This window comes from Streptomyces sp. A0958 (assembly GCF_004795035.1).
GTDB lineage: Bacteria > Actinomycetota > Actinomycetes > Streptomycetales > Streptomycetaceae > Streptomyces.
In genome coordinates this window covers 245811-270133 of sequence record NZ_SSBK01000003.1, presented here as the reverse complement: position 1 = coordinate 270133, position 24323 = coordinate 245811, and the positions used below count along the sequence as shown (strand labels likewise).

Here is a 24323-nt window from a genome sequence, read left to right as displayed (position 1 = left end):
GTTTTCAGGGGCGCGCGTAGGCGTGCGTCAGGAGGAGCCTCCCCTTGGCCGGAGGCTCGGCGTCGACGCAAGCCGCGTCCACGACGTAGGCCTGGACCCTGGTGGCGTCCGTGAGGTGTGGGAGAACGACGAGGAAGGCGGCGGTGCCCTCGTATGTGCCCTTCTCTATGGCGAGGGCGGCGGTGTTCCGCCCGATGCCCTCTTCCACGCAGGAGGGGATGGTCACGGCCGGGGAGCGAAGGGGGGACTCGGGCACCACGGAGTCCGAGGGCTGGGAGTTTGAGGGCTGGGAGTCCGAGGGATCGGTCTGGGACGAGGATTTCGCGCCGACGGACGGGGCCTGTTCCTTGCCGCTGGAGTTCTGCGGGCTGGTGGCGTCAGTGCCAGAGCTCAGCAGGTCGTGTACCTGGCCCGCGAGGGTGGACTGTGAGAACGCCTGGGCGTTGTTTGCGGGGGCCGTTGCTTCCCTCCTCAGTGCACCGGCGTCTGCATTGCTCTGTGACACCGAGACGTTCTGCAGCAGCAAGACGCTCACACCGACCATGGCAGCAGCGCCGAGAGCCGTAGCGAGCACGGTGGTGCGGCGCCGCCTTCGCCCGGGGCGACGTCCGGGGCCGGTGGCCGCACGCGGATGCCCGGTCGGGCGGTCCGGGGGTTCCGGGGCTATGGGGCGGGGCTCTGTTTCACGTGAAACATCGTCCACCGCATCCGGTTCCGTACGGGTCCGGGCCTCGTCGGCGAGTGCCGCATCGATGCGGGCGGCGACATCGGCGGGCATCGGCTCAGGGGCGGGCAGATCGCTGAGCAATCCGCGGATCTCCTCCAGCGAGGCGAGGACGTCGGTACAGAGATCGCAGCCCGCCGTATGCCCGCGGACCTCGGCCGCGCGGGTCTCGGAGAGCAGACCCTCGGTCAGGTCGGAGATCTCCGAGACATCTGGGTGCTGGGCCGTGTCGGCTGTCGACGTCATCAGTGTCCACCTCCGCCCTTCATCACAGTGGGATCGCTCGCTCCCGCATCTCGTGGTCCTGCCGCCGGTGGGACGGATGCTCTGGGCGTTCGGTTCCCTGCCGTACCGGCCGCCCCGCTGCCCTCGCCCCCACTGCGGAGATGGGCGAGCAGAGGGGCCAGCCGGGCACGGCCCCTTGCACAGCGGCTCTTCACAGTGCCGACGGGCACGTCGAGGATGCGGGCCGTCTCTGCCACGGGGTAGCCCTGCATGTCGACGAGGACGAGAGCTGCCCGCTGTTCGGCGGGGAGCGTGGCAAGGGCGGCGAGCAGTTCGCGGTGGAGATCCCGGCGTTCCGCCGGAGCCTCCGCGGACTCGTGGGGCTCCAGGAGCCGGTCGAGCCGTTCGGGGTCGTCAACGGGCGAGGTCTTCCGGGACGCGGCCTTGCGTACCCGGTCGAGGCAGGCGTTCACCGTGATGCGGTGCAGCCAGGTGGTGACGGCGGACTGGCCGCGGAAGGTGTGGGCGCCGCGGAAGGCGGAGACCAGAGCGTCCTGTACGGCGTCGGCCGCTTCCTCACGGTCCCCCAGCGTCCGCAGCGCCACGGCCCACAGGCGGTCACGATGGCGCCGCGCCAGCTCACCGAAGGCGTCCGGTTCCCCGGCCACATGCCGGGCGAGGAGGTCTGAGTCGCTGAGATGCTCGAACAGCTCGGCGGCCACCTCCCCCTCCCTCCCGTCTCCGTATCGAGGTGCGTCTGTCTATCACGGTTCCGGTGGCAGGGGGAGTGCTGATCAGCCGAGTACGGAGATCTCTGAGATACCTCCGCGATAACCACTGCCGGTGTCGTCCAGTGGCAGTTCTGTGATGTGGATCAGGAGGTAGCGGGTGTGTACCGGTTTGGAGAAGGTCTCCTTGAGGGTGCTTCCCGTGGTCTGGAGCTGAGTGAGGTGGTGCGGGAAGTCCGCGAGCGACGAGGGCGCCGACGCGTTCTCGCCGGCCGCCAGCACTTCTGCCTTCTGACCGCTGCGGTACATGGTGACGTCGATGCCTGAGACGTCCTTGACGCTGCCCAGGTCAACGACTATGCCGCTGCCGTCCTTGCGGGACGGGAGGTTACCGAAATTCGAGTAACCCCGGTAGCGCAGAGTGACCCACGAGGTGGCGGACTTGCCGTCGACGGCCTTCGGCGCATCCTCCGGCTTGATGCCCGAGCCGCTGGGCATGAACTCCGAGGCGGCGGCGATCTGCAGGGGCGCGGCAGGTGGGGGCTTGGGCTTGTCGCCGTTCTCCGGATTCGACTGGGTGGTGCCGGGGTCGCCGCCCGAGTTGTTGTCGTGGTTGAGGAGCGTCTCGGCGAGCTGCCAGCTGCCCAGGCCCAGTGCCGCGATCAGCAGCGCGGACACGGCCCACTTCAGGGCCCTTCCCGTGCGGCTCTGGAGGGGAGCGGGGGGCGCGGGGACAACGGGCTGGGTGACGACGGCACTGGGCGCGGCCGGCCGGCCGTACGTGCCCTGCTGGTACGTGGTCCGCTGGTACTCGGGCGGGGCGGTGAAGGTGGGCTCGGGCGGGCGGATGCGCGGCATCGCCGCGACGGCCCTGGCGAGCTCGTCAGGGGTGGTGCACGGCTGCTCCTGACGGGAGGCGGTGGCCCCGTCGTTGGCGAGCGCCCGCATGGCGATCTCGGAGAGCCCCCGGTGGACCCCTGCCCGCACCTGGTCGGGCGGAAGCAGCCCCACACCCTTGGGCAGGCCGGTGAGCCCGTACGCGTCGCTCTCGTACGGCCAGCGCTGGGTCAGCGCGGCGTACAGGAGGGCGCCGATGGCCTCCGTGTCGGCACGCTGGGGGCCATCGGAGGTGATGCCCCGCAGGGCGGCGTTCACCGCGAGACCGCGGATGCGGTACTGGCCCGACGAGCTGCGCAGCACGGCTCCGGGAGTGAGCCTGAGATGGGCCAGGCCCTCCCGGTGTGCGGCCGCCATGGCCTGGGAGATCTGGCTGACGAGCTGGTACGCGTCGTGGGCGTCCATCGGGCCCGCGCCCAGCAGGGCCGTGAGCTCGGTGGCGTCGGGGAGCCATTCGTGGACGACGTAGACGAGGTCGTCCTCCTCGACGGCGTCGAGGACCTGCACGAAGCGCGGGTCACCGAGCAGGGCGGAGGACCGGGCGGCGGCCAGCACCGAACGTGCCCGTGGATGGTCGGCGGGAAGGAGGTGGACGCCCACCGCACGACGCAGCTTCTCGTCGACGGCACGCCAGCTGCTGAACCCGTCCAGACGGGTGACGCACTCCTCCAGCCGGTATCGACCGGCCAGTTTGTGGCCACTGTGCAGGTCCGGGGTCGCTGCGGAGGCTTCCGGGGTTGGTTCGGAGGCTTCGGGGGCGGCCTGCTCGCCGTCCCCGTCCTGGGAGTCGTCGCCCGCCGCGCGTTGCGCTTCTGCCGTTCCGTCGGTCGTGGCCTCGTCCGCCTTGGCGGCCAGCGGTTCGTCCCCGCTGTTGTCGGCCACGTCGACGGCAGCCGTGCTACGTTCCGCCACCGTCGTTCCTGCCTCCCCATCCGTTGCGCGATGCCAGCCAGCTCTGCACAGTCACGCCAATTGTGCCCACACTCCGGCGCTATGCACGACACGCGGAGGCCGGTGATGGTTGTGCGGGCGGCTCATCCTCAGCGGCCGAGCCGTCCCCGGACCATGCCGACCATGCCGTTGATCTCTTCGATCCGCATCCTCCTGGCCGCGACGAAGAACACCCCCAGCAGCATGACCCCACCGAAGACCAGCGCGACGAGTGAGCCGAAGGCGCCTTCCCCGAGCACGTGCAGGAGACCGAAGCCGACGGCCCCGCCGACCACGGTGGCGGGAAGCGCGGCGAGGCACAGCCGGGCATAGGTGCGGACCACGTGGGCGCCGTCCAGGTCCCCGCCCAGGCGGTTGCGCAGTCGGCGCCAGGCGATCCCGACGCCGACGGCGTAGGCGAGTCCGTACGAGGCTGCCATGCCGACCACGGCCCACTGGGCGGGCAGCACGACGTAGCAGAGGGCCGAGGCAGCCGCGTTGACCAGGGCGACGATGACGGTGTTGTAGAAGGGCGTGCGGGTGTCCTCGTACGCGTAGAACCCTCGCAGCACCACGTACTGCACGGAGTACGGGATCAGTCCAAGTCCGAAGGCCATCAGGATGAAGCCCATGGAGCGGGCGGCCTCGGGGCCGCTGGACGCGTAGAGCAGTGTGCACATCGGCACGCCCAGCGCGAGGAACGCGAAGGCGACCGGCACGATGGCCACGGCGGAGTTGCGCAGCCCCTGCGAGATGTCGTCGCGGACCGCGCCGGGGTCGTTGTCGTGGGCTGCCCGGGAGATCCGGGGCAGCAGGGCGGCCATGACCGAGACGGTGATGATCGCCTGCGGCATGCCCCAGATCAGCTGGGCGTTGGAGTAGGCGAGGAAGCCCGCCCCGTTCTTTCCGGACGCCTTGCCGGCCGAGGTCGCGAGCTGGGTGACGACCAGCACGCCGGCCTGGTTGGCGAAGACGAACAGCACCGTCCACTTGGCGAGCTTGACCGTCTTGCCCAGCCCGTGGCCCTTCCAGTCGAACCGAGGACGGAAGCGGAAACCGGCCTCGCGCAGATACGGGACCATGGCCAGCGCCTGCACGATCAGGCCGAGCAGGGTGCCGATGCCCAGCAGCCGCACGCCCTCCGGCGGGATCGTCTGGACGCCCATGTGGGACTGGTGCGAGGTGCCGTAGACCCAGATGAACATGCCGAAGGTGAAGATCATGACGATGTTGTTGAGGACCGGGGTCCACATCATCGCGCCGAACTTGCCGCGGGCATTGAGGATCTGGCCCATCACGACGTGCACACCCATGAAGAAGATGGTGGGCAGGCAGTAGCGGGCGAACGTGGTGGCGACGTTGTTGGCAGCCGGGTCGTCCGCGATCGTCGACGACATCAGCCGGATGAGCCAGGGCGCGGCGAAGACCACCACGGCGACGATCACGCCGAGCGCGACCATCACCAGGGTCAGCAGCCGGTTCGCATAGGCCTCGCCGCCGTCCTCGTCGTCCTTCATCGAGCGGACGAGCTGGGGGACGAAGACGGAGTTCAGACCACCGCCCACGGTGAGGATGTAGATCATCGTGGGCAGCGTGTAGGCGATGGTGAAGCTGTCACCGAGCAGGGCCGCACCGAGGGCCGCGGTGATCACGAGGCTGCGGACGAAGCCGGTGAGGCGGGAGACGAGCGTGCCCGCCGCCATCACGGCACTGGACTTCAGCAGACCGGAGGCACGGCCGCCGGACTTGGGCGGCGCGGGAGCGGGGGCGGGCTGTGGCTGGGCGGGCGCCGGAGAGGCGGCCGGGCCCGCAGGCCCCTCCTGGTCCCGGAAGAGATGAGCGAAGGCGTCGGGCTCCTCGCGGTTCGTGGAGGCCTGGGTGACCAGATCGTCCACGCCGACGAACTGGGTCGTCGCGGCGCTGTCCCCGTACGGGAGGTGGCGCGAGGGCCCGTCGGGCTCGGGCGGCGGTGTCTGCGCCCAGATGCGGGGGTCGGGGGCGTACTGGGATGCCGGCGGCTGCTGGTAGAGCGGCTGCGGCTGCTGGTAGGTGCCGGGGGGCGGCGGCGGGTGCGCGGCGCGGTCGTACAGCGCCTCGCCCACCGGGTCCTGGGCGGAAAGGTCCTGGGACCGGTAGGGGTCGTAGTCGTACGCGGCCTGCAGATACGGGTCCGGCGCCGGTTCCTGCTCCGGCCCAGGGGGCACCGGAGGGCCGCCGGAGTACCCGGCCCCGCCCGTACCCTGACCGCGGTCACCGTCGTACGGCGCGTTCATCGAAACCCCACCTCATCGTCCCCGGCCGACCGGCCACGACAGACATCGCTCAACGGTCCACTTTCTCACCCGCGCCCGACGGCTCCGTGCTTTCGGGACCGGTGTCCGGCGTCGGGTCACTCGGCTGCTCGGGTTCACTGCCGTCGTCGCCCGCCGCGCCGCCCGCGTTGGCGCGCTTGCGATGTGCATACATCCTGATGCCGGCGAGGACCAGCAGCAGTAGCCCGCCGGCGATCACCAGAAGCACCGTCGGCGTGATCTCGGAGACCTTCACGGTGAAGGCCATTTCCGCGCCGTACGGAGTTCCGTCCTCCGTGTAGAGCTGCGCGGTCATCTGGACCTGGCCGTTGATGTTGGCCGCCGCGTCGAATTTCACCGACTGGCTGTGACCGGCGCCGATCTGGATGGGCTGCTCCGCAACACTGCCGCCGTCGTTCAGCTTGAGCCGGGTCTTGTTGTCCGACTTCAGCCGCAGCACCAGGTGACCGACGTCCTGCAGCAGCCTGTTCTGCACGGTCACGGGGATCGTGGCGCTGCGCCCGGACAGCGTGATGTCCGACTTAGAGATGAGCTGGACCTCGCCGATGAGCCCCTGCAGATAGCCGCGTACGGAGTCGCGGTACTGCTGGGCCTCCAGGGGCCTGCCTCGCCACGACGTCGACATGGACCGGTTGACCGCGTTGCCGAAGGGCGTCACCACCCGCTCGGGGTGGGTGAGGATGACCTGGAAGTTGCCCAGCGAGGACTGGATGGACTTGATGTCCTGGAAGGCCTGTGTGGGCAGCTCCTGGCTGCGCAGCTTCTTGGGGTACTGGGAGGCCGGCGCTACCTCGGTGGTCGCCTCCGCGTCGGGCTTCGTCGCGGACGCCTGGATCAGCCCCTTGGACTGCGTCCAGCGGTCGTCCTCCAGCGTGTGCAGTGCGCGCGCCATCGACTGGGCCTGGGCGACCGTCGGCATGCGCTGAGGCGCGACGACGATGCTGCGGTCCTTGTCCGTGTCCTGCTCGGCCAGAGCGAGGGTCAGGGCGAGGAACTTCTGCACCGCGAGCGTGGAGTTTCCCGCATTGCCCATGTCGCCCTGGAAGGCCGTGGAAAGCCTGGCGTCGGCGACCACCGCCGTGGTGCCGCCGCCGATCGGGCGGGCCGCGGAGGGCGTGTACGACAGGCTCCCGGTCTCTTCGAGACTGTCGCTGCGGGCGATCACGTGGTGGGCACCGGCCGAGGTGGCGACGTCCACGATGGACGGGTCAACCGCTCCGTCCACCGGCCAGGCGAAGTCCGTCGACGGCTTCAGGTGGAGGATCGTCTCCACCGTCATCCCGGCGACCTCACTGGCGGTCTGAAGATGGCTGAGGGTGCCCGATACGTTCTTGCCGCGGTGGGCGATCGACGCCAGGTCCGGGTCGCCGAACGGCAGGGCAACGACCTTGCCCTCCGACACGGCCGCTTCCAGCGAGGTGAGCCACTTCTTGGCCACCTCCTGGTTCGTCCCGGCAACCGTGGTGTCGCCGGACCTGACCCGGTAGGGCTTGGTCATCGCGTCGACGCTGGCCAGCAGATCCGGGTCGATGACCCAGGTCACGGGCAGCTGCCTGCCCAGCGACACCATCTGTTCCAGGCGGCCGCCCGGTGCGATCTCGGCGGCCAGGTCGTCGTCGGCGAACACCGGCGTCTGCTGCTCGTCGGAGCCGGTCTCCGCGGTGAGGTGTGCGGGCGCGATCAGCGGCCACAGGTAGCTGATCCCGATCTTGGAGTCGTGGTCCCCGTCCTGCCAGGGCAGGAAGGTCCGCTTGATGCCGAGCACCTGGTCGTAAACGGTGTGCGACGTGCGGCCCGACAGGGAAACGCCCAGCTGGTAGACCCCGTCGTCGCCGAGGCCCAGCTTGCTGACCGGAACCGACAACGTGAAGTCCTGGCTGATGCCCGAACGGAGCTTGTCGATCTCGACCGTGTACTTGCCCCCGATCGGATAGGGGTCGGTACCCGGCAGATATCCGGTGCGGCGGGCGGCTGTGTCGATGGCGGACCTGCTGTAGAGCCGGGGCCCCACCCGCAGGTCGACCTGGCCGTGGGTGACCGTCTCCTTGCCCTTGTTGGTCAGGGTTCCGGAGATCGTCAGCGTGTCCCCCTTCTCGGGGGCGCTCGGGGTGACCTCGTCCAGAGATACCGAGACCGTGCTGGAGCCGGTCGGAGCTTTCGCCGTGCCGCCGGCCTGCGCCTGCGGGGCGGACACTCCGGCCAGCAGAGCGGCGACGAGCGGAGCCCCGGCGAGCACGGCGGCCGTGCGCCGCAGCCACCGGCGGGCAGGAGAGGGAATCATCCCCTGGTTGTCTGCCGCCTCGGCCACGCGTACCCGTCCCTCGTCATCGTCAACTGCTGTTGATCGTCGTCCGTTGCTGCGTCCCCGCATGGTAACGAGGTGTGTCGGGACTAAGTGCTGGGGAGTGCGCTGCATGATCGGGAGAGTCTCGCAGGGTGAGGGAAACGCATGACGCCCGGACCGGCCCGGGCACGTACCCTTTTCTGTTGTGCCGAACGCCAATGAAGACAACTCCAGCGCCCTGACCCAGGTGCAGCACCGCGCAGTCAGCGAACTGCTGCGGGTCTCCCCGGTCGCCGACGATCTCGCCCGCCGATTCCAGGATGCCGGATTCAGTCTCGCACTGGTCGGCGGCTCGGTCCGCGACGCACTCCTCGGCAGGCTCGGGAACGACCTGGACTTCACGACCGACGCCCGCCCCGAGGACGTGCTGAAGATCGTCAGGCCGTGGGCCGACTCCGTGTGGGAGGTCGGGATCGCTTTCGGCACCGTGGGCGCGCAGAAGAACGGCTACCAGATCGAAGTCACGACATATCGGTCCGAGGCGTACGACAGGACCTCGCGCAAGCCCGAGGTGTCCTACGGCGACTCCATCGAGGACGACCTCGTGCGGCGCGACTTCACGGTCAACGCCATGGCCGTCGCACTCCCGGAAAAGGACTTCATCGACCCCCACGGCGGGCTGGAGGACCTGGCCGATCGGGTGCTGCGCACCCCCGGAACGCCCGAAAACTCCTTCTCCGACGACCCGCTGCGCATGCTGCGCGCCGCACGGTTCGCGGCCCAGCTCGACTTCGAGGTCGCACCCGAGGTCGTCACCGCCATGACGGAGATGGCAGGCCGGATCGAGATCGTTTCCGCCGAGAGGGTGCGCGAAGAGCTCAACAAGCTCCTGCTCTCTTCGCACCCCCGCAAGGGCCTGTCCCTCCTCGTCGGTACGGGGCTCGCCCAGCAGGTCCTGCCGGAGCTGCCGGCGCTCCGGCTGGAGAGTGACGAGCATCACCGGCACAAGGACGTGTACGAGCACTCCCTGACCGTCCTGGAGCAGGCCATCGACCTGGAGCAGGAGGGGCCGGATCTTGTTCTGCGCCTCGCTGCTCTTCTGCACGACATCGGCAAGCCGAAAACGCGTCGCTTCGAGAAGGACGGGCGGGTCTCCTTCCACCACCACGAGGTGGCGGGCGCCAAGATGGTCAAGAAGCGCATGACCGCGCTCAAGTACTCCAACGACATGGTCAAGGACGTCGCGAAGCTGGTGGAGCTGCATCTGCGCTTCCACGGGTACGGCGACGGTGAGTGGACCGACTCCGCGGTGCGTCGCTATGTACGGGATGCAGGCCCCCTCCTGGAGCGGCTGCACAAGCTGACCCGCTCGGACTGCACCACCCGGAACAAGCGCAAGGCCGCTGCTCTCTCGCGTGCCTACGACGGGCTGGAAGAGCGCATCGCCCAGCTCCAGAGCCAGGAGGAGTTGGACGCGATCCGCCCGGACCTGGACGGCAACGAGATCATGCAGGTTCTCGGTGTGGACCCTGGCCCGGTCATCGGCAAGGCGTACGCGTTCCTGCTGGAGCTCCGCTTGGAGAACGGTCCGATGGGGCACGACGCGGCCGTCGCGGAACTCAAGAGGTGGTGGGACGCACAGAGCTGAGACCCCTCACTTCTGATCCGGCCTGGCGAGCGGCGCTCATGTTTCACGTGAAACATGAGCGCCTTCGCATTCGCCGAGAGCGCTGTTTCACGTGAAACAACGCACTCGGTGGGTGTGCTGTGAGTGCCCCCGTGACTCGTGCGTCTGTCTCTGACGTGGGCGCGCTATAGGGCCTCCCCTTCCCGTCTCCAACGGGCCAAGCTCGCGGCCGCGACGGCGTAGAGGACAGCTACGCCGATCACCAGCTCGACCGACCGCCCGTCAGGAGGCAGCAGTAGCGCGGCGACTGCGGCTGACGCGACGAAAGCCACGTTGAACAGCACGTCGTAGAACGAGAAGGCCCTGCCGCGATAGGTGTCGTCCACGGACGTCTGCACCACCGTGTCCGTCGAGATCTTCGCTCCCTGGGTGACGAGTCCGAGGACGAATGCGGCGACGAGCATCGGCACAGGTGCGAACCACAGCCCCAGGGCCGGTTCGAGGACTGCGGCCGCTGCTGCGCACACCATCATCCAGCGGAACCGGCCGAGCCGCCCCGCAGCCCAAGGGGTCAGCAACGCCGCCGCGAAGAAGCCGGCACCGGACACCCCCACCGCCAGGCCGAGCAGCGCCAGACCGTCGGCCTCGCTGTCCGTCCAGGCGTACCGGCAGAGCATCAGAACCATGACGGTCAGCGCGCCGTAACAGAAGCGGATCACCGTCATCGCGGCCAGCGCCCGTGAAGCGCTCCGGTGTTCCACCAGATGGTGCAGCCCGTCGCGGAGCCCGCCGGCGGCGGTGGCGAGCGCCACCCGCAGCGGCAGTCGCACGGTGTCGCGGTCCGGCCCGAGGAGCCCTGCGGCAAGGCTCAGCGAGGCCAGTGCGGCGGCTAGGTAGAGCGCCGCCCCGAGGAGCACCACGACGGCATCGGAGTCGGCCAGCAGCAGGCGCACGACGAAGGCGAGCCCCCCGCCTGCGGTGGCCGCGAGGGTGCCCGCGGTCGGCGACAGCGAGTTGGCCAGTACCAGGCGCTCCCGGGCGACCACCCGTGGCAGAACGGCGGAGAGTCCGGCGAGGACGAAGCGGTTGACCGCGGTGACGCAGAGAGCGGAGGCGTAGAAGAGCCAGTCGGGAGCCGCCCCGATGATGAGGAGCGCGGTGCAGCAGGCCAGTGCGGCGCGCAGCAGGTTGCCGTAGAGGAAGACCTGGCGCCGGGGCCAGCGGTCCAGCAGCACACCGGCGAACGGGCCGATGAGCGAGTAGGGCAGCAGGAGCACGGCCATCGCGGAGGCGATGGCGCCTGCGGACGCCTGCTTCTCAGGGGAGAAGACCACGTGCGTGGCCAGGGCCACCTGGTACACGCCGTCGGCCGACTGGGACAAGATCCGCACGGCCAGCAGGCGGCGGAAGTTCCGTAGGCGCAGAAGTATGCGCAGGTCATGCACGACGGGCATGGGAGCAAGGGTCACATACGCCGAGGGCCCCCGGGTGGATTACCCGGGGGCCCTCAACGCTTGCGGCAGTCAAGGAGCGTTGCCGCACCTCGCTGGCCGCGCCTGCTCACGTGTGGGGTGAGTCAGTTGGAGACCTCACCGCGGATGAACTTCTCGACGTTCTCGCGGGCCTCGTCGTCGAAGTACTGAACCGGCGGGGACTTCATGAAGTACGACGACGCCGAGAGGATCGGGCCACCGATGCCGCGGTCCTTGGCGATCTTCGCGGCACGGACGGCGTCGATGATGACACCGGCCGAGTTCGGGGAGTCCCAGACCTCGAGCTTGTACTCCAGGTTCAGCGGAACGTCACCGAAGGCGCGGCCCTCGAGGCGCACGTACGCCCACTTGCGGTCGTCCAGCCACGCCACGTAGTCCGACGGGCCGATGTGGACGTTGTCCGCACCGAGCTCGCGGTCACGGATCTGCGAGGTGACGGCCTGCGTCTTGGAGATCTTCTTGGACTCCAGGCGCTCACGCTCGAGCATGTTCTTGAAGTCCATGTTGCCGCCGACGTTCAGCTGCATCGTGCGGTCCAGGATGACGCCCCGGTCCTCGAAGAGCTTCGCCATCACGCGGTGCGTGATGGTGGCGCCGACCTGCGACTTGATGTCGTCGCCGACGATCGGGACACCGGCCTCGGTGAACTTGTCCGCCCACTCCTTGGTTCCGGCGATGAAGACCGGGAGGGCGTTGACGAACGCGACCTTGGCGTCGATGGCGCACTGGGCGTAGAACTTCGCGGCGACCTCGGAGCCCACCGGGAGGTAGCAGACGAGGACGTCGACCTTGCGGTCCTTGAGGATCTGGACGATGTCGACCGGGGCCTCGTCGGACTCCTCGATGGTCTGGCGGTAGTACTTGCCCAGGCCGTCGTGGGTGTGGCCGCGCTGGACGGTGATGCCGGCGTTCGGCACGTCGCAGAGCTTGATGGTGTTGTTCTCGCTCGCGCCGATGGCGTCCGAGAGGTCGAGGCCGACCTTCTTCGCGTCGACGTCGAAGGCGGCGACGAACTCGACGTCCCGCACGTGGTAGTCGCCGAACTGGACGTGCATCAGACCGGGCACCTTGCCGGCCGGATCGGCGTCCTTGTAGTACTCGACGCCCTGGACCAGCGAGGCGGCGCAGTTGCCCACGCCGACGATGGCTACGCGAACCGAACCCATTCCGGTTGCTCCCTGTGTGTAATGGATGTTTCTGATGAACTCTCCGCGGATCTGCGGTGAGCTCACTTGGCGGTGTCGCCGGGCGTATCCGGCGGGTTGTCACCCCGCCGGGGCAGGCCGCCCGACTCTCCTGCGGTGTTCTGCTGAGCTGAGCCCTCGGGCGAGGATCGTCGCTGATCCCGTCCCGACCGCTCGCTCTCGATGAGCTCGTTCAGCCAGCGCACTTCGCGCTCCACGGACTCCATGCCGTGTCGCTGCAGCTCAAGTGTGTAGTCGTCGAGACGCTCGCGGGTGCGGGCCAGAGAGGCACTCATCTTCTCGAGGCGCTCCTCCAGCCGACTGCGACGGCCTTCCAGCACTCGCATCCGCACGTCGTGCTCCGTCTGTCCGAAGAAGGCGAAACGAGCCGCGAAGTGCTCGTCCTCCCAGGAGTCGGGGCCGGTGTGCGAGAGCAGCTCCTCGAAGTGCTCCTTACCTTCCGCCGTCAATCGGTAGACGATCTTGGCGCGGCGCCCCGCAAGGGACGAGGCAGGAGCGACGGCCCGGCCGGAACCGGGTGCCGCCTCTGCCGGAGCGTTCCCCGGCTCCTCGATCAACCAGCCGTTGGCGACCAGCGTCTTGAGGCAGGGGTAGAGGGTTCCGTAACTGAAGGCACGGAAGATCCCCAACGAGGTGTTGAGGCGTTTGCGCAGCTCGTAGCCGTGCATCGGGGATTCACGGAGCAGTCCGAGGACGGCGAACTCAAGGATGCCGGAGCGTCTGCTCAACCTCGCCTCCTCCTTCTCCGAGTGCTCTCGCGGGCCCTTGTGCCGAGTCGATGTACCGAGCTGATGTATCGACTCGATACATCAGCACGATAGATCGGACTGTTCGTCGCGACAAGGGGAGCCTCAGTGAGCGGCGTCACATCGCTAATTCCTAGGAACCGACTTGCGTTATTTGGGGTGAAGTTCGGTCCTAGAAGGGTTTTGACCGTGCGTAGTCTGTGCGGCATGCAGACCACCGGGAACCGCGAGACGCGCGGGCGCGTCAGTGTTCGCGGGCCAGCCGGATGCACTGCGGGCAAGCCTGTCGCCGGGCTGGTCCGTCATTTCGGGGGACCGGATCTCACCTGCCGCTTCCAGGCGTTTCGCCTGCCCGAGGAGTAGTCGTTCGATGAGCGAGCACCGTCGCAAAACGTCGCAACCGCAAGGTGGCGGACGTGCCGCGGCCCGACGAGCCGCCCAGCAGTCTTCAGGACGCCGTGCAGCACCGTCACGCGGAGTCACCTCAGATTCACCTTCCGAATCGCACGGCGAGGAGGCCCCCTACGGCGGGCGTGCCGCCGCCAGACGGGCCGCCCAGCGCGGCGGCGGAGGTCGTGGAGGTTCCGACGGCGGTGGTGGCCGGCGTCGCGGTGGCGGGGACGGAGGGCAGGAGGGCCCGGGCCGTGGACGCGGAGGCCGCCGACCGGCGAAGAAGCGCTTCATCGACTACCCGCGGGCCGGCAAGCAGGGCCTGCGGCGCTGGATGCCGTCGTGGAAGCTGGTCTCCGGCCTGTGCATCGGCTTCCTCGGCCTTCTGATGGGCCTCGCCGGCCTCGCGTACGCGATGGTCGCCAAACCGGACATCAAGGCGACCGCGGAGGCGGAGAACAACGTCTACTTCTGGAAGGACGGCACCCAGATGGTGGCCACCGGCGGTGAGGTCAACCGCCAGGTCATCGACTACGCGCAGATCCCGGAGGCGATGCGCAACGCCGTCATCTCCGCGGAGAACAAGTCCTTCGATCACGACCACGGCATCGACCCGATGGGTATCGCCCGGGCCCTGTTCAACATGGCCAAGGGCGGCGAGACCCAGGGCGGTTCGACGATCACCCAGCAGTACGTGAAGAACTCGCGGCTTTCCCAGGAGCAGACCCTGAGCCGCAAGTTCGAGGAACTCTTCATCACGCTGAAGGTCGGCAGCGAGATGAAGAAGAAGGAGGTCATGGCCGGGTACCTCAACGTCTCGTACTACGGGCGTGGAGCCTCGGGCCTGCAGGCGGCGGCCCGTACGTACTACGGCAAGGACGCCAAGGACCTGAATCCGAGCGAGTGCGCCTTCATGGCCAGCCTCCTCAAGGGCGCCAGCTACTACGACCCCGCGGGCGCGCCGGGGGTCGACTCGGTGCAGGCGACCGCCGAGAAGAACACGGCCAGGGCGATCAAGCGTTGGAACTGGATTCTCGACGAGGAGGTGAAGGACGGCCGGATGTCGGAGAAGGAACGCCTTACGTACAAGGAGTTCCCGATGCCCGACAAGCCGAAGAAGAACGCCCAGCTGAGCGGCCAGATCGGCTACCTCGTCAATACGGCCAAGGCCGAGTTCCTCAACAACACCGACGTCACCAGCGATCAGCTCGATCAGGGCGGCTACGAGATCCACACGACCTTCGACAAGAAGAAGGTCCAGCAGCTCAACAAGGCCGTCAAGAGGGTCTACGACGAGAAGATCGACCCCAAGAAGCGCCCTGAGACGGACACCCACGTGCAGTTCGGCGGCTCGTCGGTAGACCCCAAGACCGGGGCCATCCAGGCGATCTACGGTGGTGAGGACGCGACGAAGCACTACACCAGCAACGCCGGTCCCACCGGCGCCGCGGTCGGGTCGACCTTCAAGCCCTTCGTGCTGGCAGCCGCCATGGAGTACGGCAAGCGGGACGCCTCGGGCGGTCCGGATCAGGGCGAGTCGCAGCGTACGAAGGTCTCGCCGCTGAGCATCTACAACGGTGCCGACAAGCTGAAGATCAAGAAGTACAACGGCGAGGTCTGGACCGACAAGGAGGGCAAGGAGTGGCTGCAGACCAACGACGACCACGAGTCGTACGGCAACATCACCCTTCGTGAGGCCATGCAGTGGTCGGCCAACTCGCCCTATGTGCAGCTGGGTATGGACGTCGGCACCGACAAGGTGAAGGAAGCGGCCATCGCGGCCGGCCTGAAGGACGACCAGTACATGGCGGACGCCAGTGTTCCGTCGTTCTCCATCGGTACGTCCTCGCCCAGCGCGACGCGCATGGCCGGCGCCTACGCCACCTTCGCGGCCCGGGGTCAGCAGCGTGAGCCCTTCTGCGTCACCGAGGTGAAGAAGCGCGGAGAGGTGACCTACCGGCACAAGGCGGTCACCAAGAGCGCCTTCGACAGCGTCATCGCCGACAACGTCACGGACGTGCTGAAGAACGTCGTGGAGAAGGGGACCGGTACGTCGGCCAGGCTCCCGGACCGCGAGGTCGCGGGCAAGACCGGTACGACCGACGACAACCTGTCCGCCTGGTTCGTCGGTTACACCCCGCAGCTGTCGACGGCGATCAGCATGTACCGGCTGGACGACGACGAGAAGAACAAGAACCGCAGGTTCGAGAAGATGTACGGCACCGGTGGCCAGGACAAGATCCACGGTGCCTCGTTCCCCGCACAGGTCTGGCACGACTACATGGCCGAGGCCATGAAGGACCAGGAGGCCGTGGCCTTCCCCAAGGCGGAGCCGATCGGGGACAAGGTCTACGGCGGCGGCGCCTCCAAGAAGCCCAAGCCGACCCCCACCCCCACGCCGACCGAGTCCGAGGAGACGAAGCCGACCCCCACGACGCCGTCTCCGACGCCGGACCCCCCGACCCCCGACCCGACCGACACCTGCGGTACGTGGGACTGGAACTGCCAGAACAACAACGGCGGCAATTCCACGGGCGGGGACGACGGCGGCACGAACACGAACACGGGCACGAGCCAGGGCAACGACGGCGGTACGGACACCGGAACCTCCACCGGTACGACAGAGGGCGACGACGGCTCCGTTCCGGACCCCGTGACCGGCGGCAATGGCAACGGGAACGGGAACGGGAACGGGAACGGCAACGGCAACGGGAATACCAACGGCAGTTGGCTCGGTGGCCCGGCCGGGTAGCGCCCGGCAGCCAGCGCACCTCGTCCCCGGAGCACAGCCCGGCGCGAGGTGATCCGATCGAGCAGACGAGGGCCGCGGCACCCCAGGTGCGGCGGCCCTCGTCGTTTCAACAGTCCCGTACGGCAGGATGTGCGGCATGCCAAGCGCAGAGGACACGAGCGTGCACCAGGAACGGGCCGTCGTACGGCCCACGCACCAGGACGAGGTCGCGGCGGCCGGCAGCGAGCTGATCGGCGGGAGGTCGGGCCGCTGGGCCCGGCTCGGCAGCACCGCGCTCACCCCGGTGGGGGCCGTCGTTCTGGTGGCCATCGGGATGTTCGCGCTCGGCATGGTGCAGAAGCTGCCCTGTTACAACTGGGCGTGGTTCAGGGGCGCCGGCTCCCAGTACACCCACGCGTGCTACTCGGACATCCCGCACCTGTACTCGGGCCGCGGTTTCGCCGACGGCCTGGTGCCGTACTTCGACCGGCTGCCGGGCGACATGCAGTTCCTGGAGTACCCCGTCCTCACCGGGGTGTTCATGCAGGTCGCCGCCTGGCTGACGCCGGGTGGTTCCATCCAGGAGCAGGAGCAGGCCTACTGGCTCGTCAACGCGGGCATGCTGATGATCTGTACCGCGGTGATCGCCGTCTGCGTCGCCCGCACGCACCGGCGGCGCCCCTGGGACGGCCTCCTGGTGGCGCTCGCCCCCGCCTTCGCACTCACCGCCACGATCAACTGGGACCTGCTGGCCGTCGCCCTCACGGCGGCGGCGATGCTCATGTGGTCCAGGAGCCGCCCGCTGGCGTTCGGCATCCTCGTCGGCCTGGCCACGGCCGCCAAGCTCTACCCCGTCCTGCTGCTGGGGCCCGCGTTCGTGCTGTGCTGGCGGGCGGGCCGGTGGCGGGAGTTCGGGGCGGCCGCACTGGGCGCGGCCGGCTCCTGGCTGGTGGTCAATCTGCCGGTGATGATCTTCGCCCCGGAGGGATGGAAGAAGTTCTACACGTTCAGCGAGGAACGCTCGATCGACTTCGGGTCCTTCTGGCTGGTCATCACGCAGCGCACCGGCGAATCCATCGACGTCGGCACGGTCAACACCGTCTCGACGCTGGCCACGGTCGTACTGTGCGCCGCCATCGGTGTCCTGACGCTGACGGCCCCGCGCAGGCCGCGGTTCGCCCAGCTCGCTTTCCTCGTCGTCGCGGTGTTCATCCTCGTCAACAAGGTCTACTCACCGCAGTACGTGCTCTGGCTGATCCCCCTCGCCGCGCTGGCCAAGCCCCGCTGGCGGGACTTCCTGGTCTGGCAGGCGTGCGAGGTCCTGTACTTCCTGGGGATCTGGATGTATCTCGCGTACACGACGAGCGGTGACAAGCACCAGGGGCTGCCCACGGAGGGCTACCAGCTGGCGATCGTCCTGCACCTGCTGGGCACGCTGTACCTGTGTGCCGTCGTCGTACGGGACATCCTGGTGCCGGAGCGCGACGAGGTGCGGCGCGACGGCTCGGACGATCCGTCGGGCGGGGTGCTCGACGGGGCCGAGGACGCCTTCGTACTGACACGCCTCGTCGAGACCGGCCCCGCACGCCGTGAAGCGGTCACGGCCGAGGGACCGCGGGTGGAGTGGGGCACGGCCGGCACGCCCGCCGCCGACTGAGCGCGGGGCGGGCGCGCGGGCTCAGCGTTCGACGAGCCGGTCGTACTGCGTGGTCGTGTGGCGCAGGTGGGCCACCAGCTCGTCGCCCACCCGCGGCTCCTCGGAGTCCGAGGGCACGAACAGGATCGACACCTGCATGTGCGGCGGTTCGGCGAACCAGCGCTGCTTGCCGGCCCAGACGAACGGCGACAGGTTGCGGTTCACGGTGGCCAGGCCCGCGCGGGCGACACCCTTGGCACGCGGCATCACGCCGTGCAGCGCCTTCGGTGCCTCCAGACCCACGCCGTGCGAGGTGCCGCCAGCCACGACGACCAGCCAGCCGTCGGACGCGGCCTTCTGCTGCCGGTAGCCGAACCGGTCGCCCTTGACGACACGCGTGACGTCGAGCACCGAGCCCCGGTACTCCGTCGCCTCGTGGTCGCCGAGCCAGAGCCGGGTGCCGATACGGGCACGGAAACGGGTCTGCGGGAACTGCTGCTGCAGCCGGGCCAGCTCCTCGGCCCGCAGATGGCTGACGAACATCGTGTGCAGCGGCAGTCGGGCCGCCCGGAGGCGGTCCATCCATGCGATGACCTCCTCGACGGCGTCCGAGCCGTCGGTGCGGTCCAGCGGCAGGTGGAGGGCGAAACCTTCGAGACGTACGTCCTCGATCGCGGCGTGCAGCTGCCCGAGCTCCTCCGCCTTGACGCCGTGGCGCTTCATCGAGCTCATGCACTCGATGACGACCCGGGCGCCCACCAGGGCGTGCACCCCGTCCACGGACGAGACGGAACGCACGACGCGGTCGGGCAGCGGTACCGGCTCCTCGCCCCGCCGGAACGGCGTGAGCACCAGCAGGTCTCCGCTGAACCAGTCCTTGATGCGGGCTGCTTCGTAGGTGGTGCCCACCGCGAGGATGTCGGAGCCGAAGCGGATCGCCTCGTCGGCCAGCCGCTCGTGGCCGAAGCCGTAGCCGTTGCCCTTGCAGACCGGGACGATGCCGGGGAACTGGTCGAGAACGGATTTCTGGTGCGCCCGCCAGCGCGCGGTGTCGACGTACAGGGAGAGCGCCATGGCCGGTCCGGAACCCTTCTGGTGGCTGCGGTGGATCAGAGGTGAGGAGCGTGTTCAGGCCCCATTGAAACGAATGAAGCCGGTTTCGTCAGCTGTGGGGCATGGATCAGCGGCGTGACATGTAGATGTCGAGCGCCTTGTGCAGCAGCTTGTTGAGCGGGAAGTCCCACTCACCGAGGTACTCGGCCGCCTGACCGCCGGTGCCGACCTTGAACTGGATCAGGCCGAAGAGGTGGTCGGTCTCGTCCAGCGAGTCCGAGATGCCCCGCAGGTCGTAGACCGTGGCGCCCATGGCGTACGCGTCGCGCAGCATCCGCCACTGCATCGCGTTCGAGGGGCGGACCTCGCGCTTGTGGTTGGCCGAGGCACCGTAGGAGTACCAGACGTGGCCGCCGACGATCAGCATGGTCGCGGCCGCGACGTTCTCGCCCTCGTGACGGGCGAAGTAGAGCCGCATCCGGTTGGGGTCCTCGTTGTTGAGGGCCGTCCACATGCGCTGGAAGTAGCCGAGGGGGCGCGGCCGGAAGTGGTCGCGTTCTGCCGTGATCTCGTACAGCCGCTGCCACTCGGAGAGCTCCGCGTAGCTGCCCTGGACGACCTCGACGCCGGCCTTCTCGGCCTTCTTGATGTTGCGCCGCCAGAGCTGGTTGAAGCCCTTGTGGACGTCTTCGAGGGAGCGGTTTGCCAGCGGCACCTGGAAGATGTAGCGGGGCTGTACGTCACCGAATCCGGCGCCGCCGTCCTCGCCCTGCTGCCAGCCCATCTTCCGCAGCCGGTCGGCGACCTCGAAGGCGCGCGGCTCGATGTGTGTGGCCTCGACGTCGCGCAGGCGCTTCACGTCGGGGTCCTGGATGCCGGCCTTGATGGCGGCGGCGTCCCAGCGGCGGATGACCACCGGCGGGCCCATCTTCACCGAGAAGGCACCCTGCTGCTTGAGGTGCGCCAGCATCGGCTCCAGCCAGTCGTTCAGGTTCGGGGCGTACCAGTTGATGACCGGGCCCTCGGGCAGATACGCCAGGTACCGCTTGATCTTGGGCAGCTGCCGGTAGAGCACCAGGCCCACGCCGACGAGCTGACCGGTCTTGTCGAACCAGCCCAGGCTCTCCGAGCGCCACTCGGCCTTCACATCCGCCCATGCCGGGACCTGCATGTGACTGGCCGCGGGCAGACTCTGGATGTACGCCAGATGTTGCTCTCGGCTGATGGTCCTCAGGGTCAGGCTCATGCGGGGCGCTCCTCGGCAGGTGTGTCCCCATCGGTCAGGGGCTCCGGCTCTCGCGCCGAAGCCTACTGTGGCCGGGAAGCGCGCGGTTTGGCCCCGTCGTACCCGTCCTGCTCCGTACGGCGTGCGGGAGCGGCCCCGTCGGGTGACGGAGCCGCCCGGTCCGCACGGAGAGCCGGGTCGGTGATGTCAGCCGACCACGCCGCCGAACAGTCCGCCGTGGGCCATGCCCAGGAAGAACCCGAGGGCGGATGCGCCCATGCCGATGATCAGCGGGAACCTCTCCCGCGTGGTCACGGAGATGTACTGGCCGTACGCCCCGGTCAGGATGCCGACGAGGCCGGCCCACGAGCTGAGCAGGTGCAGGTTGTGGAACATCGCCGACACGAAGGCGAGGGCGCCGAGGACCAGCGTGATCACCACGAGGGCGTTCTGCAGCGGATGGGGCCTGCCGTCCGTGGCGAAGAGCGAGACGGCGGGACGGGTCCGCGTTGTTTGTGCCATGGAGTACCTCCTGGCCGAAAGGCGGCGTCTCGTGGCGCCGCTCACACCCGATGTGTACAGATTGCGTCCCCTGACCACCGGATTTCAACCGGAAGCCGGTCTGCGGGTACTCTGGTCGGTCTGCACCGGTGTCTGCCCAGGCCAGCACAGTCGGCCCCCTCCTCACGGAGGGTGTTGTCAGTGGCGGCTGTTCTACTCGGGCACCGTTGCTCAACGCATCACGACCCTCCTGCCACGGAACGACCGTGGCCGCTGAGTCCAAAGGAGGTGGGTTCCACATGCGTCACTACGAGGTGATGGTCATCCTCGACCCCGATCTCGAGGAGCGAGCAGTCTCCCCGCTGATCGAGAACTTCCTCTCCGTCGTCCGTGAGGGCGAAGGAAAGGTTGAGAAGGTCGACACCTGGGGCCGTCGTCGTCTCGCTTACGAGATCAAGAAGAAGCCCGAGGGCATCTACTCGGTCATCGACCTGCAGGCCGAGCCTGCGGTCGTCAAGGAGCTCGACCGCCAGATGAACCTGAACGAGTCGGTCCTCCGGACCAAGGTCCTCCGCCCCGAGATCCACTGAGCTTCTAGCTCAGCGGTCATCGGGTCCGAGTAGCAGCAAGCAGCCAGAAGCAATCCCCGCCGAGAGGTTCACCCATGGCAGGCGAGACCGTCATCACGGTCGTCGGCAATCTCGTCGACGACCCCGAGCTGCGCTTCACCCCGTCCGGTGCGGCGGTCGCGAAGTTCCGTGTCGCGTCCACTCCCCGCATCTTCGACCGGCAGACCAATGAGTGGAAGGACGGCGAAGGCCTGTTCCTCACCTGCTCGGTCTGGCGGCAGGCGGCGGAGAACGTCGCCGAGTCGCTCACGCGAGGCATGCGCGTTGTCGTGCAGGGCCGGCTGAAGCAGCGGTCGTACGAAGACCGCGAGGGCGTCAAGCGCACGGTCTACGAGCTGGACGTCGAGGAAGTCGGCCCCAGCCTCAAGAACGCCACCGCCAAGGTCACCAAGACCACGGGTCGTGGTGGCCAGGGCGGCCAGGGTGGATACGGCGGCGGCCAGCAGGGCGGCGGTAACTGGGGCGGCGGTCCCGGTGGTGGCCAGCAGGGTGGTGGCGGCGCTCCCGCCGACGACCCGTGGGCCACGAGCGCTCCGGCCGGCGGCCAGGGCGGGGGCCAGCAAGGCGGAGGCGGCTGGGGTGGAAACTCCGGCGGCTCCGGCGGCTCCGGCGGCGGCTACTCGGACGAGCCCCCCTTCTAGGGAGCTCGTACCCCCACTTCTTGATCACACAGGAGAAACACCATGGCGAAGCCGCCTGTGCGCAAGCCTAAGAAGAAGGTCTGCGCGTTCTGCAAGGACAAGACCCAGTACGTGGACTACAAGGACACGAACATGCTGCGGAAGTTCATTTCCGACCGCGGCAAGATCCGTGCCCGCCGCGTCACCGGCAACTGCACGCAGCACCAGCGTGATGTCGCCACGGCAGTCAAGAACAGCCGTGAGATGGCGCTGCTGCCCTACACGTCCACCGCGCGATAAGGGAAGGGTGACCGAATCATGAAGATCATCCTCACCCACGAGGTCTCCGGCCTCGGTGCTGCGGGCGACGTCGTCGACGTCAAGGACGGGTACGCCCGTAACTACCTGGTTCCGCGTGGCTTCGCCATCCGCTGGACCAAGGGTGGCGAGAAGGACGTGGCGCAGATCCGCCGCGCCCGCAAGATCCACGAGATCGCCACGATCGAGCAGGCCAACGAGATCAAGACCAAGCTCGAGGCCGTGAAGGTCCGTCTGGCTGTTCGCTCCGGCGACGCCGGCCGTCTCTTCGGCTCCGTCACCCCGGCCGACATCGCTTCGGCGATCAAGGCAGCCGGTGGCCCGGATGTCGACAAGCGACGCGTCGAGCTCGGCACGCCGATCAAGACGCTCGGCGGACACCAGGTGTCCGTGCGTCTGCACCCCGAGGTCGCTGCGAAGCTCGGCATCGAGGTTGTTGCCGCCTGATCAGGCCGCACCTCAGCAGAACAGTGAAGGGCCGCACCCCCAGAGGTGCGGCCCTTCGCCGTTTCACGTGAAACATGCGCTGGATGAGATGGGGCGACCTGGGCGTGGGCCTGACCCGTGCGCTCGCGGTCAGCGGGTCGCGCCGGTGACCAGCCACTTGCCCGAGCGGGTACGGAGCCAGAGCGTCGCCATTCGCACGATCATCATCAGCGCCATCGCGCACCACAGCGCGCCCAGGCCGCCGCCGAGGGCGGGGACCAGGAGCGCCGCCGGGGCGAAGACGGCGAGGGTCACGATCATGGCCCAGGCCAGATACGGTCCGTCGCCGGCGCCCATCAGCACGCCGTCCAGGATGAAGACGACACCGGCGATCGGCTGGGTGGCGGCGACCACCAGGAGGGCCGGGAGCAGGGCGTCCCGCACCGAGGCGTCGCTGGTGAACAGAGGAACGAACAGCGGGCGGGCCAGAACGATCAGCACGCCGAGCACCACTCCGGACGCGATGCCCCACTCCACCATGCGGCGGCAGGCCTCGCGCGCGCCCTGGGTGTCGTTCGCCCCCAGGTAGCGCCCGATGATGGCCTGCCCCGCGATGGCGATGGCGTCGAGGGCGAAGGCCATCAGGCTCCAGAGCGAGAGGATGATCTGGTGCGCGGCGATGTCGGTGTCGCCGAGCCGGGCGGCGACCGCGGTGGCGATGAGCAGGACGGCGCGGAGCGACAGCGTACGGACGAGGAGCGGTACGCCTGCCTGGGCGCACGCCCTGATGCCCGCGGGGTCGGGGCGCAGGGACGCGCCGTGCCGCCGGGCGCCGCGGACCACGACGACGAGATAGGCGGCGGCCATCGCGAGCTGGGCGATGACCGTGCCCCAGGCCGAGCCGGCGATGCCGAGGCCGGCGCCGTAGACGAGGCCGGCGTTGAGGGCCGCGTTGGCGGCGAAGCCGCCGATGGCGACGTAGAGGGGGGTGCGGGTGTCCTGGAGGCCCCTGAGTACGCCGGTCGCGGCCATGACCATCAGCATCGCGGGGATGCCGAGGCTGGAGATCCGGAGGTAGGTGACGGCGTAGGGGGCAGCGGTGTGGGAGGCGCCGAATACGTCCACGAACCAGGGGGCGAGGGGGAAAGTCACGGCGATGACGGCGAGACCGAGCAGGAGCGCCAGCCAGATGCCGTCCATGCCCTGGCGGATCGCGGAGGCCAGATCGCCGGCGCCGACACGTCGGGCGACGGCTGCCGTGGTGGCGTAGGCAAGGAAGACGAAGATGCTCACCGCAGTCGTCAGCAGGGCAGCCGCCACGGCCAGACCGGCCAGTTGCGGGGTGCCGAGATGGCCGACGATCGCGCTGTCGACCATGACGAAAAGAGGTTCGGCCACGAGTGCGCCGAAGGCCGGTACGGCGAGTGCGATGATCTCGCGATCGTGCCGCCGACGACGGGACGACTGGGTCCCCGGTGCCTGGATCATGGCAGCCAATCTAATCTTCCACAGGTAATAGACGCAATCCTATTGAGGCCCTTACATTTGCTCACCTGTGGGTATCTCTTGTGTGCGACATGCCGCGATCTCGGCCCGCCCCCCAAACTTTTTCTCCCCCACAGC

Annotated in this window: 19 protein-coding genes; 7 read left to right on the top strand and 12 right to left on the bottom strand. The window is 68.5% G+C overall.

What is annotated here, in order from left to right; all coding sequences use genetic code 11:
* Positions 1 to 4: 4 nt before the first annotated feature.
* The 5 genes from E6P78_RS04795 to E6P78_RS04775 all read right to left on the bottom strand — a co-directional run bounded on the left by E6P78_RS04795 (position 5) and on the right by E6P78_RS04775 (position 8124).
* On the bottom strand, positions 5 to 970 hold the full coding sequence (locus tag E6P78_RS04795; RefSeq protein ID WP_136202208.1) for a hypothetical protein: 966 nt from the start codon (positions 968 to 970) through the stop codon (positions 5 to 7).
* Positions 970 to 1671, bottom strand: a complete 702-nt coding sequence (gene sigM, locus E6P78_RS04790) for an RNA polymerase sigma factor SigM (protein ID WP_136202207.1) — start codon at positions 1669 to 1671, stop codon at positions 970 to 972. The genes E6P78_RS04795 and sigM overlap by 1 nt, the downstream gene beginning before the upstream one ends.
* A gap of 72 nt (positions 1672 to 1743) precedes the next feature.
* Positions 1744 to 3486 (bottom strand): protein kinase family protein, encoded by a 1743-nt coding sequence (locus tag E6P78_RS04785; protein ID WP_136202206.1) that lies wholly within the window; start codon positions 3484 to 3486, stop codon positions 1744 to 1746.
* Between the two features lie 128 nt (positions 3487 to 3614).
* Positions 3615 to 5777 (bottom strand): murein biosynthesis integral membrane protein MurJ, encoded by a 2163-nt coding sequence (murJ, locus tag E6P78_RS04780; protein ID WP_136202205.1) that lies wholly within the window; start codon positions 5775 to 5777, stop codon positions 3615 to 3617.
* A 49-nt stretch (positions 5778 to 5826) separates the two neighbouring features.
* On the bottom strand, positions 5827 to 8124 hold the full coding sequence (locus E6P78_RS04775; RefSeq protein WP_168712562.1) for a DUF6049 family protein: 2298 nt from the start codon (positions 8122 to 8124) through the stop codon (positions 5827 to 5829).
* Positions 8125 to 8305: 181 nt separating this feature from the next.
* On the opposite strand from E6P78_RS04775, the gene E6P78_RS04770 reads away from it, so the two are divergent.
* On the top strand, positions 8306 to 9748 hold the full coding sequence (locus E6P78_RS04770) for a CCA tRNA nucleotidyltransferase (RefSeq protein ID WP_136202204.1): 1443 nt from the start codon (positions 8306 to 8308) through the stop codon (positions 9746 to 9748).
* A gap of 164 nt (positions 9749 to 9912) precedes the next feature.
* On the opposite strand, the gene E6P78_RS04765 is transcribed toward E6P78_RS04770, so the two are convergent.
* The 3 genes from E6P78_RS04765 to E6P78_RS04755 all read right to left on the bottom strand — a co-directional run bounded on the left by E6P78_RS04765 (position 9913) and on the right by E6P78_RS04755 (position 13153).
* Positions 9913 to 11181 (bottom strand): MFS transporter, encoded by a 1269-nt coding sequence (locus tag E6P78_RS04765; protein WP_136202203.1) that lies wholly within the window; start codon positions 11179 to 11181, stop codon positions 9913 to 9915.
* A 122-nt stretch (positions 11182 to 11303) separates the two neighbouring features.
* Entirely contained in the window at positions 11304 to 12386 is a 1083-nt protein-coding gene (locus E6P78_RS04760; RefSeq protein WP_136202202.1) for an inositol-3-phosphate synthase, read from the bottom strand.
* Between the two features lie 62 nt (positions 12387 to 12448).
* Entirely contained in the window at positions 12449 to 13153 is a 705-nt protein-coding gene (locus E6P78_RS04755; RefSeq protein WP_136202201.1) for a PadR family transcriptional regulator, read from the bottom strand.
* A gap of 388 nt (positions 13154 to 13541) precedes the next feature.
* Here E6P78_RS04755 and E6P78_RS04750 point away from each other — a divergent pair, with 388 nt between their 5' ends.
* Together E6P78_RS04750 and E6P78_RS04745 are read left to right on the top strand one after the other, a co-directional pair.
* Positions 13542 to 16313 carry a transglycosylase domain-containing protein gene (locus E6P78_RS04750; RefSeq protein ID WP_240799062.1) on the top strand — a complete coding sequence of 924 codons (2772 nt, stop codon included), beginning with the start codon at positions 13542 to 13544 and terminating at the stop codon, positions 16311 to 16313.
* 136 nt (positions 16314 to 16449) lie between these two features.
* Positions 16450 to 17949: a glycosyltransferase 87 family protein gene (locus tag E6P78_RS04745; RefSeq protein ID WP_168712561.1), complete on the top strand. Its 1500-nt coding sequence runs from the start codon at positions 16450 to 16452 to the stop codon at positions 17947 to 17949.
* Positions 17950 to 17970: 21 nt separating this feature from the next.
* Here E6P78_RS04745 and E6P78_RS04740 read toward each other — a convergent pair whose 3' ends face one another.
* The 3 genes from E6P78_RS04740 to E6P78_RS04730 all read right to left on the bottom strand — a co-directional run bounded on the left by E6P78_RS04740 (position 17971) and on the right by E6P78_RS04730 (position 20728).
* Positions 17971 to 19002: an alanine racemase gene (locus E6P78_RS04740; RefSeq protein ID WP_136202200.1), complete on the bottom strand. Its 1032-nt coding sequence runs from the start codon at positions 19000 to 19002 to the stop codon at positions 17971 to 17973.
* 106 nt (positions 19003 to 19108) lie between these two features.
* Positions 19109 to 20227, bottom strand: coding sequence for a peptidoglycan bridge formation glycyltransferase FemA/FemB family protein (locus E6P78_RS04735; protein ID WP_136202199.1), 1119 nt, complete (start codon positions 20225 to 20227; stop codon positions 19109 to 19111).
* 186 nt (positions 20228 to 20413) lie between these two features.
* Positions 20414 to 20728, bottom strand: coding sequence for a hypothetical protein (locus E6P78_RS04730; RefSeq protein ID WP_136202198.1), 315 nt, complete (start codon positions 20726 to 20728; stop codon positions 20414 to 20416).
* Between the two features lie 278 nt (positions 20729 to 21006).
* Here E6P78_RS04730 and rpsF point away from each other — a divergent pair, with 278 nt between their 5' ends.
* From rpsF to rplI, 4 genes are all read left to right on the top strand, one after another.
* Positions 21007 to 21297 (top strand): 30S ribosomal protein S6, encoded by a 291-nt coding sequence (gene rpsF, locus E6P78_RS04725; protein WP_018101872.1) that lies wholly within the window; start codon positions 21007 to 21009, stop codon positions 21295 to 21297.
* Between the two features lie 74 nt (positions 21298 to 21371).
* The gene (locus E6P78_RS04720) at positions 21372 to 21977 is read left to right on the top strand and encodes a single-stranded DNA-binding protein (protein ID WP_136202197.1); all 606 of its coding nucleotides are present in this window, start codon (positions 21372 to 21374) and stop codon (positions 21975 to 21977) included.
* 42 nt (positions 21978 to 22019) lie between these two features.
* Positions 22020 to 22256 carry a 30S ribosomal protein S18 gene (gene rpsR / locus E6P78_RS04715; protein ID WP_003967857.1) on the top strand — a complete coding sequence of 79 codons (237 nt, stop codon included), beginning with the start codon at positions 22020 to 22022 and terminating at the stop codon, positions 22254 to 22256.
* A gap of 18 nt (positions 22257 to 22274) precedes the next feature.
* Positions 22275 to 22721, top strand: coding sequence for a 50S ribosomal protein L9 (rplI, locus tag E6P78_RS04710; RefSeq protein WP_136202196.1), 447 nt, complete (start codon positions 22275 to 22277; stop codon positions 22719 to 22721).
* Positions 22722 to 22850: 129 nt separating this feature from the next.
* On the opposite strand, the gene E6P78_RS04705 is transcribed toward rplI, so the two are convergent.
* Entirely contained in the window at positions 22851 to 24188 is a 1338-nt protein-coding gene (locus tag E6P78_RS04705) for an MATE family efflux transporter (RefSeq protein ID WP_136202195.1), read from the bottom strand.
* Between the last annotated feature and the right edge of the window lie 135 nt (positions 24189 to 24323).